The sequence below is a fragment of the Mesorhizobium sp. WSM4310 genome (genome assembly GCF_007003935.1).
Classification (GTDB): domain Bacteria; phylum Pseudomonadota; class Alphaproteobacteria; order Rhizobiales; family Rhizobiaceae; genus Mesorhizobium.
Map to the genome: position 1 here is coordinate 1 of NZ_VFTA01000069.1, position 12588 is coordinate 12588.

Consider the following 12588-nt stretch of genomic DNA (forward strand, 5'->3'; position numbering starts at 1 on the left):
AGCGAAGCTCGACGGAGTGGGGGTCGACCCTTGGGCGCAAGGCAAGGCGACATTTGCGCCTAGTGCCCTTCCCGTGCCCGTTCGCGGCGGTTGCCAGGTGGTTCCCCCACTCCTTCTCGGCTTCGCCGAGCCACCTCTCCCCCCTCCGGAGGGAGAGGAAGGAGCCTGGCTGGGGCGACACACCAGCCCTGGCGCGCGACCCTGCACGAAAACTGCACAGGCCTGCGGAAAAGCTCCTCGGATCCGCCCTGCCATCTCCCTGCCGGCCTGCGAAACAGCCGGCATGCACAAGCGAGCAAAACCCCGTTGGTCCGTGCCACAGCGCCTGCGCAGCGAAGGCTGGTGGCTGGTCGATCCGCCATGCGCGAATCCCATGGCGATTCTCATCCCTTTCGCCCGCAAGTGTCCGCCGACCTTCCGGCTGGACACCATCGGGAGGATCAGGTCGTGACAGCGTTCTTCTCTGCCGCGCCAAGTTATTGCGGTCGCTTCGGTGTTGCCGTGCTGCTGGTCGTGCTGGCGGATTTCCTGTTCTACGGTCAGCCCGCCGGCATCACCGCCTTCCTGTTCGCCATCCTGATCGCCGCCGCGGTCGTGGCCGTGCATCCCACGGCCTTCAGCGACATCAGGGTCTGGCTCAAGCCCGCCGCCTTGCTTGTCGCACTGCTGCCGCTCGCCGAAAATGTCAGCCTCCTGTCCGTCTCGATCGCGCTCGCGGCGCTGGTCGTGTTCGCGCTTTCGTTGAGCGGTCGCTTGCGGCACGGCATGGCGCGCATTGCCGGCCAGATCGCGTTGTTCGGGCTTGCGGCGCCGTTCCGCTTCGTCCGCGATTTCATCCGCTGGCGCAAGACGGTGCGCCGGCTTGGCGGGCGACGTGTGCGGCTGGCGGCGATCGCCGTCTGGGTGATGCCGCTGACACTGGGCGCCGTGTTCCTGGCACTGTTCGGCGCCGCCAATCCGGTCATCGACTACTGGCTGTCGCTGATCGACCTGATGAAGCTGCTCGACCTCATCCAGCTGGCGCGCGTCGCCTTCTGGCTGTTCGCGCTCGCCGGCGTCTGGGCCTTTCTGCGGCCACGCCTGCCGCGCTTTTCGCGGCGCAGCCCCCGGCCGAACCATGCCCTTGCCGCGGCGGCGATCAATCCGCAAAGCCACGTCATCGAGGACATCGTGTTCGGCAAGGCCGCCATCCTGCGCGCGCTGATCGTCTTCAACGTGCTGTTTGCGCTGCAGACCGGGCTCGATGCCACCTATCTGTGGGGCGGGGCAGCCCTTCCCGACGGTCTGAGCTACGCGGCCTACGCGCATCGTGGCGCCTATCCCCTTGTTGTCACCGCACTGCTCGCCGCCGGGTTCGTGCTGGCGGCGCTCAGGCCGGGCAGCGAAACATCGGGGGATCCCGTCATCCGCCGGCTGGTCTATGCCTGGGTGGCGCAGAACATCATGCTGGTCATCTCGTCGATCCTGCGGCTCGACCTCTATGTCGGCATCTATGCGCTGACCTACTGGCGCATCGCCGCCTTTGTCTGGATGGGGCTGGTGGCGGCAGGCCTTGCGCTGATCATCGCCCGCATCGCGCTCGGAAAATCCAATGAATGGCTCTCCTCCGCCAATCTTCTGACGTTATCCCTGACGCTTTATGCCTGCTGTTTCATCAATTTCGCCGCGACGATCGCCAATTACAATGTCGACCATTCCTTCGAAATGACCGGCCAGGGCATCCCCCTCGACGCCTGGTATCTGCGCTCGCTCGGCCCGGGCGCGTTTCCAGCACTCGACCGTTTCTTCGATCATCAGGGAAAGACCGCCGAGGCCGGCGCCGCACGCGAACTTGTGAGACTGCGTGGCATCGACGAGGGTTGGTACCGAACCGTCCAGGCAAACTGGCGGGCCTGGAGCTTTCGCGACTGGCGCCTGCTTGCCTATCTCGACAGCAAGGGGTCGCTCGTGCTTCCTCAGCCTTCGCAACCTTCCTTGCCGGGCCGCTGACCGATGCCGCATCACATCCTCGTCGCCGACGATGACCCGCATATCCGCGAAGTGATCTGCTTCGCGCTGGAAAAGGCCGGCATGAAGACGCTTGGGGTGGCCGACGGCGCCGCCGCCTTGCAGGAAATCGGACGCCGGGCGCCCGACCTCGTCGTGCTCGACATCGGCATGCCGGAGATGGACGGGCTGGAGGTCTGCCGGCGGCTGCGCCACACATCGGATGTGCCGGTGCTGTTCCTGTCCGCGCGCGACGAGGAGATCGACCGCATCCTCGGGCTCGAAATGGGCGGTGACGACTATGTGACGAAGCCGTTCAGCCCGCGCGAGCTGGTCGCCCGCGTCAACGTCATCCTGCGCCGCGCCCGCCCGGCGCCGGCCGCAGCGGCCGACGACCGGCAGTTTTCGCATGGCAAGCTCACTCTGGCGCCGGCCAGCCACGCTGCCGCCTTCGACGGCAAGCCGCTTGCCCTGACGGGGATAGAGTTCTCGATCCTGAAAGGGTTTTTGGCGCGGCCGGCGCATGTGCTCGACCGTGACGCGGTGATGGCAAACGCCTATGCCGGCAAGATCCATGTCGCCGACCGCACCGTCGACAGCCATATCCGCAACATCCGCGCCAAGCTGGCGGCGGTGGGCTGCCTGGACGCCATCGAGACCGTGCATGGCGTCGGCTTCCGGCTCGGCCGATGCGGCTGACGACGTCCAGCAAATGGATCGGCCGCAAATGGCGGCCAAGGCTTGCCACGGTCGTCGTCGCCATCCTGATCATGGTAATGGCCTTGCCGCTGGTCGGCCTGTTCTTCTTCCGCCTCTACGAGAACCAGCTGATCCGCCAGACCGAGGCGGAGCTGATCGCGCAAGGGGCGGCCATTGCCGCCATCTATGCGCAGGAGGTGCGCGACGCCGGCATTCCCCCGGACAAACTCGGCGCGCCGATGCCGCAGGCCAATGGCAGCGCCAGCCGAGCCGCCAATCCCGACGGACCGTACCGGCCGATCGAGCCGCGTCTCGATCTCGCCTCCGACGCCGTGCTTCCGACCCGGCCGGCCGCCATGTCCGTCACCGCCGATCCGGCCTTCGCCGCGATCGGCGCGCGCCTGTCCGGCATTCTCGACGCCACGCAGAAAACCACGCTGGCCGGCTTCCGGCTGCTCGATCCCCGGGGCGTCGTCATTGCCGGGCGCGGCGAGGTCGGGCAGTCGCTTGGCGAGGTCGATGAAGTGCGGACCGCCCTTGGTGGCCACTATGCCAGCGCGCTCAGGCTGCGCATTCCCGACCAGCCGGCGCCACCGCTCTATTCGGTCAGCCGCGGCACCAAGGTACGGGTCTTCGTCGCCCTGCCGGTGGCCGTCGACGGCCAAGTCGCCGGCGTGGTCTATGTCTCGCGGACACCCAACAACATCATCAAGCATCTCTATGGCGAACGCGGCAAGGTGACCCTGGCGGCGATCGCCATCCTCGGCGGCACGCTGCTCATCGGCCTGGTGTTCCTGCGCACGGTCAGCCGGCCGATCTATGCGCTGATCGACCGCACCCAGCGCATCGCCGCCGGCGAGCGCGACGCGATCCGGCCGCTCGACCATCATGGCACCTACGAAATGGCCGAGCTGTCCGCCGCTTTCCTCGACATGGCCGAAAGACTGCAGGCGCGATCGGACTCGATCCAGACGTTCGCCACCCATGTCTCGCACGAGCTCAAATCGCCGCTGACGGCGATCCAGGGCGCGGCCGAATTGCTGCGCGATTCCGGCAGCGCCATGGATGATGAGGAGCGACGGCGCTTCTCCAACAACATCGTCACCGATGCCGGACGGCTCAATCTGCTGGTGCGGCGGCTGCTCGATCTGGCCAAGGCCGAAAATCTTGCACCGAGCGGCGAAAGCACCTCGATCGGTGCCGCGCTGGCGCTGCTGCCCGCCGACACCAGGCTGATGGTCCGCGTCGAGGCGGGCGGCGATCTCGCCTTGCGCATCTCGGCCGAGAACGCGGCAATCGTGCTTGCCAATCTCATCGACAATTCCGCCAGGCATGGCGCGACGCTGGTTTCGATCACCGCGACAAGCGCCGGCGGCAAGGCGACAGTTCTGGTCGGCGATGACGGCGCCGGCATTTCGCCGAGCAACCGGGCGCGCATCTTCGAGCCGTTCTTCACCACGCGGCGCTCCACTGGCGGCACCGGCATGGGCCTCGGCATCGTGCTGGCCCTCCTGAAAGCGCATGATGGCATGATCCGACTGGTTGACAGCGAGCGCGGCACGCGCTTCGAGATCACACTGCCGGTGGCGTGAGGATTGCCGGCGGCCGGATTCGGAGAAAAAGCAGTGCGCTACGACATCGTCATCATCGGCGGAGCCATCGTAGGCTCATCGGTCGCCTATTATCTGCGCGAGGAAGGGTTTTCCGGCTCCATCGCGCTCATCGAGCGCGATCCGCAATTCGCCCACGCGGCGACGACGCTGTCCATGGCCTCGATCCGCCAGCAATTCTCGATTCCCGAAAACATCCGCCTGTCGCAGTTCACGCTAAAACTGTTCCGGCGGCTGAAGGAGACGTTCGGCACCGATGCCGATATCGGTTTCCGCGAGGGCGGCTATCTCATCCTGGCTGGCGAGAACGGCCTGCCGGTGCTCAAGGCAAACCACGATGCGCAGGTCGCCGAAGGCGCCGACATCGTGCTCGAGGACGCCGAGCAGCTGACGCGGCGCTTTGCCTGGCTGTCGGCCGAGGGTATTTCCGCCGGCGCCTATGGCCGGACCGGCGAAGGCTGGTTCGACGCGCATGCGATGCTGACGCTGTTCCGCAAGGCGCTGCGCGACAAGAAGATCGACTTCATCACGGCCTCGGTCACGGCTGTCGTGCGCAACGGCAACCGCGTCACCGGCGTCTCGCTCGACAATGGCCAGACCTTGGAGGCCGGCATCGTCGTCAACGCCGCCGGGCCGAATGCCGGCAAGGTCGCGGCTCTTGCCGGGCTGGCGCTGCCGGTCGAGCCGCGCAAGCGCAACGTCTTCGTGTTCGAAGCGCGCGAGAAATATGCCGACATGCCGCTGCTGGTCGATCCCTCCGGCATCTATGTGCGGCCGGAAGGCTCGGTCTACCTCACCGGCGGCGCCGAGCCGGAAGAGGGCGATGGCCCGGCCGACCCCGCCGATTTCGAGGTCGACTGGCCGCTGTTCGAGGAGGTGATCTGGCCGGTGCTGGCGACCCGCATTCCCGCCTTCGAGGCAATCAAGGCGACCCGAGCCTGGGCCGGGCACTATGACTACAACACGCTCGACCAGAACGCGGTGATCGGGCCGCATCCAGAGGTCGGCAATTTCCTCTTCGCCAACGGCTTTTCCGGCCACGGCCTGCAGCAGGCGCCGGCGGTCGGCAAGGCGCTGGCCGAGTTGATCGTGCATGGCGGGTACCGGACGATCGACTGCTCGGCGTTCGGCTATGAGCGGGTGGCCCAGGGACGGGCGTTCCGGGAATTGAACGTGATTTGAGAAGCGGCCGGTTCTCCCTTCTCCCCTTGTGGGAGAAGGTGGATCGGCGCGCCAGCGCCGAGACGGATGAGGGGTGTTCCAGCGGAGTGAGGCGTTGGCGTTCCCTGGAGCACCCCTCATCCGTCGCCTTCGGCGACACCTTCTCCCACAAGGGGAGAAGGAAGAGGCGCCTAAGCCGCCGCCAGTCTCCCGGCCTCGACATAAGCCTGCAGCCAGGCCAGCACCCGGCCCCAGCCCTCGGCATGCTCGGCCGCCGCATCGCTGCGCCCGGCAAAACCGCCATGGCAGACGGTGAGGCGCGTGCCCTTGGCGGTCGGCTCAAGCAGCCACGCGACCGTGGTTTGCCGCCGGCCAAGCGTCGGATGGTCCCAGGCATAGGCCCGTGTCTGCACGATCCGGCGTGGCGCTTCGATCTCGAGGAACTCGCCGCCCGCCGGCAGCTCCCTGCCGTCGGCCGTGCGGACGACGACAGTCCAGCGGCCGCCGACGCGAAGGTCGGCCGACCAGTCGGCCATTCGGTAGGTGTCGGCGGTCCCCCACCATTGCTCTATCTCGCTCGTGACCAGCGCGCGAAAAATGCGTTCCGCGGGCGCTTCGATCTCGGCCGACGCCATGATCGTCTCGCCATTGGTCATGCTCTGTATCCCGAGGATGTGCATCATCGGTGCCTCCGCATTCGTTTTGTTTCGGTAGCGAAACGAGCCTTTCATCCTTTCGACGGCGGGCGCTCGAAACCCTTGCCGGTCTCGAGCAGGCTCTTGAGACTGGCCAGCACCAGCGGCCAGCCCTTGGAGACATTCGGGATCAGCCGGTGCGGGCCGTCGGCCTCGTGGGTGACGGCAAGCTTCATCAGTTCGCCGTCCTGTTCCATGGCGAAGGTGCAGCGCGTGTAGCCGTCTTCCTTGACCTCCGGCAGCCATTCATTGCGCCATTTGATGACCAGGCGTCGCGGCGGGTCGATCTCGAGGATCTCGCCCGAATCGGCGACGCGGCCGTCGGGGAAGATCAGTTTCCAGCTGGAGCCGACCTTCCACTCGCTTTCCTGATAGGAGCAGAGGAAGAACTGCCGGTTGAACTGCGGGTCGGTGAGCGCCTCCCAGAGTTTTTCGGGCGTGGTGCGGATGTAGGTCACGTAAACGAAGCTGTTGCTCATCAGTCTTCCCTTTCGAGGCGTTTCTTCAGATCACTCAATGCATCCAGCCGATGGCGTTCGAACTTGCCGATCCAGCGCTCGGCGATCTCGTTGATCGGAACCGGGTTGAGGTAGTGCTGCTTCTCGCGTCCCTTGCGCAGCGTGGTGACGAGGTTGGCCTCCTCCAGGATCGCCAAATGCTTGGTCACCGCCTGGCGTGTCATGTCCATCTCCGCGCACAGCGCGTTCAGCGTCTGCCCGTTCCGGGCATGGAGGTTGTCCAGCAATTGCCGGCGTGTCGGGTCGGCCAAGGCGCGAAAGACTGCATCCATGCTCATGGCTTTAATATGCAACCATTTGGTTGCATGTCAAGCGGCAAGATCGTGCGCCGTCGGCGGTTGGGCGCGGCCACGGGAGAAAAAGTCAGCCCTTGCGGGAGAACCAGAAGGCGTCGGCCATGCGTTTCATGCCGATGCGTTCGTAAAAGCCGACCGCATCGGGCATGGAAATCAGGCTGATGGCGACCGACGGCCCGAGCTGCCGCCGCGCCTCGTCCATCAGGCCCTTGCCGATGCCGAGCCCCTGCGCCGATCGGGAGACGGCGAGCTCCGAAATGTAACAGACCCAGGAGAAGTCGGTGACTGCACGGGCCACGCCGATCAGCGGCTTGCCTTCGATGTCGAGGCGCGCGGTCAGCACCAGATTGGCGCCGGACAGCATGGCCCGCAGCCGGGCGGGATCATCGACGGGCCGTGTCTCGCCGAGGCCGGACTCAACCAGCACGCGACGGAATTCGGCGATGCCGAGCGCAGGCTCGCTTGCGTAGAGGACATGGGGGTTTTCAGCCATGGCCGCCAGACTGCACCATCGCTTCGCGAATTCGAAGTCGTTTTGTGGTACGGCCCTTGTGCCAGCGGGCACGAACAGTTGCCTTTTATTTGCCCTCGGCTTTGTGTAAACGGGGCGTCAGCAAATCCCCCGCAACGAAAACACGGGCAAAAGCCATGGAAAAATTCACCAAGCTCACCGGCGTCGCCGCTCCGATGCCGATCGTCAATGTCGACACCGACATGATCATCCCGAAGGATTATCTCAAGACGATCAAGCGCACCGGCCTCGGCACCGGCCTGTTCGCCGAGATGCGCTACAATGACGACGGTTCGGAAAATCCGGATTTCGTGCTCAACAAGCCGGCCTACCGCAAGGCGCAGATCCTGGTCGCCGGCGACAATTTCGGCTGCGGCTCGAGCCGCGAGCACGCGCCCTGGGCGCTGCTCGACTTCGGCATACGCTGCGTCATCTCGACCTCTTTCGCCGACATCTTCTACAACAACTGCTTCAAGAACGGCGTGCTGCCGATCACCGTCAGCCCCGAGGATCTCGAAAAGCTGATGGACGACGCCTCGCGCGGCTCCAACGCCACTTTGTCGATCGACCTCGAAGCCAAGGAAATCCGCGGCCCGGATGGCGGCGTCGTCAAGTTCGACCTCGACGACTTCAAGCGGCACTGCATGCTCAACGGGCTCGACGATATCGGCCTGACCATGGAGAAGGCCGGCGCCATCGCCTCGTTCGAGAAGAAGAACGCCGAACAGCGTCCCTGGGCCTGAGCGGTACCGTCCGACGATAGGCCCGGCCGGGTTCAGGCCGGGTTTGGTGGCGACTGAAGGGAGGGACAGTCATGGCACGTTCGCTTCTTGCCGGCGTTTGCGGCTTGGCCTTGTTGCTGATGCCCAGCGCGAGCGCCTTTGCGCAGACACAGACGCCAACTGCAGCCCAGAAGCCGGCCGACCAGCCGGCGACCGACCAGGGATCGTCGAGCACCAGCGACGCGGCGCCCGCCGACGACGACAAGCAGGCGCCGATACCGTTCGAGGGCGGCCAGCTGACCATCACGCAGCCCGAGCAGGACGGCGAGAAGGTGCTCGCCTATGACGGCAAGCAGCTGGCCAGCAACTACGATGTCTTCTTCGACAGGATCGTGAAGATCGGCGACGTCAACGTGGCGCTGGTCGATGTCGGCGACGGCGGCAATCAATGCGGCCCGGCCAAGGTGATCGTCTGGAAGCCGAAGGACGGCGAGATCAAGACCACGACGGTCGAGCAGGACGAATGCGGCGCGCCGCCGGCGGCGATCTCCGACAGCGCCATCTATTTCGTGCCCTATCTGCTGCCGGGCGATCAGAAGCCGGCCCTGCAGTGGTCGCCGACATCGGGACTGACCACCTCCGGCAATTTGACCTACATGCCGGAACCCGGGACCGACTGGAAAGACATCGACCCGTCGACATACGACAACATCATCGACGCCTTCCACAATGAGGCGGTCTACAAGGAAGCCGAAAAGCTGCTCGGCAAGGACATGCCCGACATGGCGACCAGCCTGCTGGTCGGCGGCGGCACGGAAAAGACCGCGTCGGGCGCCTTCTATGCCAGTGGCTGCGTGCCGCATGATTGCGGCGGCAATGACGGCTTCATGGCGGTCGATCCGGCCAAGCACAAGCTCTACTTCGCCCGCCGCGGCGACAATGGCCAGCCGAACGCCTGGCCGGCGGTGGCGACATGGCCGGCCGACGTGAAAGAAGCGCTGGATAAGGCACTGTCGTCGGCGAATTAGGGCGGCTACGTCTGCGCAGCGCTTTCGTCATCCAGGGGTCTGCGCTGCGTCGCTCCGCTCCTTGCTTCGCCATAGGATTACGATGGGAGGGAGGCAGCGCTTCACCGCATCGTGACAATGGTCGGCCCTGCTTGGCCCACGACCCGCGCCGAGCCGCCTGCTAGATGCAGGCCACAATCCAAGGAGGCCCCCAATGCGCAAACTGATCTCCACCGGTTCGCCCTTCGAGAAGACCGCCGGCTATTCGCGCGCGGTGGTGCAGGGCGACTGGTGCTTCGTGTCCGGGACCACCGGCTATGACTATGCGTCGATGACGATGCCGGAGACGGTCGAGGCGCAGACGCGCAACTGCCTGGCGACGATCGGCAAGGCGCTGGCCGACGGCGGCTTCGAGATATCAGACGTGGTGCGGGCGCATTACTACATCACCGACCAGGCCTTTGTGGACGTGGTCTTCCCGATCCTGGGCGAGACATTCGGCAACATCAGGCCGGCGGCGACGATGATCGTGTGCCAGCTCAACAAGCCGGAAATGAAGATCGAGATCGAAGTCACGGCGCTGCGACGCTCGGCTCCGGGGCGCTGAGACCATGAAGGTCCGGCGCATCGTGGCCAATATCGAGACGCAGGATGCGGCGGCGGCGAAGCGCTTCTACCATGATGTGCTTGGCCTCGACGTGCTGATGGACCAGGGCTGGATCGCCACTTACGGCTCCGAGGAACAGATGCAGGTGCAGGTCTCCTTCATGGCGCAAGGCGGCTCCGGCATGCCGGTGCCGGACCTGTCGATCGAGGTCGACGATGTCGAGGCGGCACTTCAAGGCATGAAGGCCGCCGGCTTCGCCATCGAATACGGCCCGGCCGACGAACCGTGGGGCGTGCGGCGCTTTTATGTGCGCGATCCCCTGGGCCGGCTGGTCAACATTCTCTCACATCGGTGATCGCGGTTCTGAACCGCAGGCTTGCGCCGCAAGCGCTTGGCGTTTAGCAAGGCCGCGGTTCAAATCTTTCTGGGACGGTTTTTCCATGGCAACGAAGCATCTTTTCCTGCTCCCCGGCGACGGCATCGGCCCCGAGGCCATGGCCGAGGTCAAGAAGCTGATATCGGCCATGAACGAAAAGCTCGGCAGCGGCTTCGCCACCGATGAGGGCCTGGTCGGCGGCTGCGCCTACGACGCGCATGGCGCGGCGATCTCCGATGCCGACATGGCCAAGGCGATGGCGGCGGACGCGGTGCTGTTCGGCGCCGTCGGCGGACCGAAATGGGATGCCGTGCCTTACGAGGTGCGGCCCGAGGCCGGCCTGCTGCGGCTGCGCAAGGACATGGAGCTGTTCGCCAATCTGCGCCCGGCCATCTGCTATCCGGCACTCGCCGCGTCCTCCTCGCTCAAGCAGGAGGTGGTCGAAGGCCTAGACATCCTCATCGTGCGCGAGCTGACCGGCGGCGTCTATTTCGGCGAACCCAAGCAGATCATCGATCTCGGCAACGGCCAGAAGCGCGGCATCGACACGCAGGTCTACGACACGTTCGAGATCGAGCGCATTTCGGGCGTCGCCTTCGAACTGGCGCGCACCCGCAAGAACCATGTGACCTCGATGGAAAAGCGCAACGTCATGAAGTCGGGCGTGCTGTGGAACGAGGTGGTCACCCAGACGCACAAGGCGCGCTACTCCGACGTCAAGCTCGACCACATGCTGGCCGATGCCGGCGGCATGCAGCTGGTGCGCTGGCCAAAACAGTTCGACGTCATCGTCACCGACAATCTGTTCGGCGATATGCTGTCCGACATCGCCGCCATGCTGACCGGCTCGATCGGCATGCTGCCGTCCGCCTCGCTCGGCGCGCCAGACGTCAAGACCAAGAAGCGCAAGGCGCTCTACGAGCCCGTGCACGGCTCGGCGCCCGACATCGCCGGCAAGGGCATCGCCAACCCGATCGCCATGATCGCTTCCTTCGCCATGTGCCTGCGCTATTCCTTCGGCATGGTCGATGAGGCCGACAGGCTGGAAGGCGCGATCGCCGCCGTGCTCGATCAGGGCCTGCGGACGAAGGACATTTTCTCGCCGGGCATGACCGAGGTCGGCACGGTCGAGATGGGCGACGCGATCATCGCCAAGTTCCTGGGTTAACGCGCTCACTTAGAGCGTTTCACCGTTTCATGGAAACGGCGAACCGCTCTAACTCTTTGTTTTGACGCAATTCCCAAGGGAAAGCGCTATGCGCTTTCCCGGGAAAACCGCTCACACTTTTCCTGGAATTGCTCTAGCGTATGTCGCCGGCCAGCAGCTGCAGCAGGCCGACGAGCTGTGCTTCGTCCACCGGTTCGAAAAAGGCCGCGTCGGCGGTCTCCACGGCAACGATGGCGCGCTGCGCGGCGGCGGCTCCGGCCGGGGTGACGCGGATCACCTTGGCACGCGAATCCCTGGGGTCGGCTTCCCGCGCGATCAAACCCTTGGCCTCGAGCCGGGCAACGACGTCCGAGGTCATCTTCACCTCGGTGCCTGCCTGGGCGGCGAGCTGCACCTGGTTGGGCGGCTCGCCATTGCGGCCCAGCCACATGGCGGAGGCCAGGAGCACGAACTGGACATGTGTCAGGTCGAGTGGCGTCAATGCCGCCGTCATGACGCGCTGCCAGCGCATGGTGGTTCGCCACAACAACAAGCCGGGGCTCTCCGAAGGTCCGCTGAAGCGCGTCTTCAAATCCTGTCCGTCAGCCACCATTCGCCAACTCCTTTGCCTGCTCGAACAATTTAGCCATCGATACGTCGAAATCGCCGCTGATCTGCGGGCCGAGTTCGGGTCCGACCTCGGCCGCAGAGGGGCCGGAAATTTCGAGCCGGTGCGTCACCTGCGTGCCGCCCTCGACCGGCACCAGCGTGTGCCGGAACAGCAATTTCGTGTCACCGAACGAAGTCTCGTCGGCATAGGTGACGTTATCGACGAGATCGACGATGGTCGATTCGAACGTGTCCTGCCCGACCGGCGTCACCGAGACACGGGTGCCCTTGGCGAACGGGCCGTGCAGCACGAAAGTGTCGGACCCCTCATAGGTGAGGCGGCCCTCGTGCAAAGCCTTCAGCGCGTTCCAGATGGCTGCTGCGGGAAGGGAGGAAATCGCGGTGTATTCATTGCTCCACATTGTCCTGGCTCCATTCGTCTTGTCTGATCGATCATTCGATCTGTGCACAGACTATCTGTGCGCGGATTAAATTGCAAGAGGAATCTTCAGCCGTGACGAAGTTCGGCCGAACGATCGTTTTTTGGGAGTGACTTACCCCCTTTTTTGGAGTGCGCCCCTCGGAGCGGACAGCTTGACTAAGCAGAATTGACTTGGAAGCCGGGCTTTCGAAGGATGGAAGCC

Annotated in this window: 15 protein-coding genes; 9 read left to right on the forward strand and 6 right to left on the reverse strand. The window is 64.9% G+C overall.

Features of this window, described 5'->3' with window-relative positions; genetic code table 11:
• The first annotated feature begins 447 nt into the window (after positions 1–447).
• From FJV80_RS33860 to FJV80_RS33875, 4 genes are read left to right on the forward strand one after another with little or no spacing between them, the layout of a single operon-like run.
• Complete coding sequence (locus FJV80_RS33860) at positions 448–1989, forward strand: DUF4173 domain-containing protein (RefSeq protein ID WP_142878464.1); 1542 nt, start codon at positions 448–450, stop codon at positions 1987–1989.
• Positions 1990–1992: 3 nt separating this feature from the next.
• Entirely contained in the window at positions 1993–2685 is a 693-nt protein-coding gene (locus FJV80_RS33865; protein WP_142878465.1) for a response regulator transcription factor, read from the forward strand.
• Positions 2676–4277, forward strand: a complete 1602-nt coding sequence (locus tag FJV80_RS33870) for an ATP-binding protein (RefSeq protein WP_142878466.1) — start codon at positions 2676–2678, stop codon at positions 4275–4277. Before FJV80_RS33865 ends, FJV80_RS33870 begins: the two co-directional genes overlap by 10 nt.
• A 33-nt stretch (positions 4278–4310) precedes the next feature.
• Positions 4311–5477 (forward strand): FAD-binding oxidoreductase, encoded by a 1167-nt coding sequence (locus tag FJV80_RS33875; protein ID WP_142878467.1) that lies wholly within the window; start codon positions 4311–4313, stop codon positions 5475–5477.
• Positions 5478–5647: 170 nt separating this feature from the next.
• On the opposite strand, the gene FJV80_RS33880 is transcribed toward FJV80_RS33875, so the two are convergent.
• The 4 genes from FJV80_RS33880 to FJV80_RS33895 form a co-directional block, all read right to left on the reverse strand.
• Positions 5648–6139, reverse strand: coding sequence for an SRPBCC domain-containing protein (locus tag FJV80_RS33880; RefSeq protein WP_142878468.1), 492 nt, complete (start codon positions 6137–6139; stop codon positions 5648–5650).
• Between the two features lie 44 nt (positions 6140–6183).
• On the reverse strand, positions 6184–6630 hold the full coding sequence (locus FJV80_RS33885; protein WP_142878469.1) for an SRPBCC family protein: 447 nt from the start codon (positions 6628–6630) through the stop codon (positions 6184–6186).
• Positions 6630–6941, reverse strand: a complete 312-nt coding sequence (locus tag FJV80_RS33890) for a metalloregulator ArsR/SmtB family transcription factor (protein ID WP_064987727.1) — start codon at positions 6939–6941, stop codon at positions 6630–6632. The genes FJV80_RS33885 and FJV80_RS33890 overlap by 1 nt, the downstream gene beginning before the upstream one ends.
• 91 nt (positions 6942–7032) lie before the next feature.
• Positions 7033–7458 (reverse strand): GNAT family N-acetyltransferase, encoded by a 426-nt coding sequence (locus FJV80_RS33895; RefSeq protein WP_142878470.1) that lies wholly within the window; start codon positions 7456–7458, stop codon positions 7033–7035.
• Positions 7459–7613: 155 nt separating this feature from the next.
• Here FJV80_RS33895 and leuD point away from each other — a divergent pair, with 155 nt between their 5' ends.
• The 5 genes from leuD (at position 7614) to leuB (ending at position 11356) form a co-directional block, all read left to right on the forward strand.
• Positions 7614–8219: a 3-isopropylmalate dehydratase small subunit gene (gene leuD, locus FJV80_RS33900; RefSeq protein WP_019862120.1), complete on the forward strand. Its 606-nt coding sequence runs from the start codon at positions 7614–7616 to the stop codon at positions 8217–8219.
• 71 nt (positions 8220–8290) lie between these two features.
• Positions 8291–9226: a hypothetical protein gene (locus FJV80_RS33905; RefSeq protein WP_095774856.1), complete on the forward strand. Its 936-nt coding sequence runs from the start codon at positions 8291–8293 to the stop codon at positions 9224–9226.
• Positions 9227–9419: 193 nt separating this feature from the next.
• Positions 9420–9812 (forward strand): RidA family protein, encoded by a 393-nt coding sequence (locus FJV80_RS33910; protein ID WP_095774855.1) that lies wholly within the window; start codon positions 9420–9422, stop codon positions 9810–9812.
• A gap of 4 nt (positions 9813–9816) precedes the next feature.
• Positions 9817–10167 (forward strand): VOC family protein, encoded by a 351-nt coding sequence (locus FJV80_RS33915; protein WP_095774854.1) that lies wholly within the window; start codon positions 9817–9819, stop codon positions 10165–10167.
• Positions 10168–10252: 85 nt separating this feature from the next.
• Positions 10253–11356, forward strand: a complete 1104-nt coding sequence (gene leuB / locus FJV80_RS33920; protein WP_032932300.1) for a 3-isopropylmalate dehydrogenase — start codon at positions 10253–10255, stop codon at positions 11354–11356.
• Positions 11357–11489: 133 nt separating this feature from the next.
• Here leuB and FJV80_RS33925 read toward each other — a convergent pair whose 3' ends face one another.
• Positions 11490–11948, reverse strand: a complete 459-nt coding sequence (locus tag FJV80_RS33925; RefSeq protein ID WP_245318256.1) for a MarR family winged helix-turn-helix transcriptional regulator — start codon at positions 11946–11948, stop codon at positions 11490–11492.
• The gene (locus FJV80_RS33930) at positions 11938–12366 is read right to left on the reverse strand and encodes a polyketide cyclase (RefSeq protein WP_142878471.1); all 429 of its coding nucleotides are present in this window, start codon (positions 12364–12366) and stop codon (positions 11938–11940) included. Before FJV80_RS33930 ends, FJV80_RS33925 begins: the two co-directional genes overlap by 11 nt.
• Between the last annotated feature and the right edge of the window lie 222 nt (positions 12367–12588).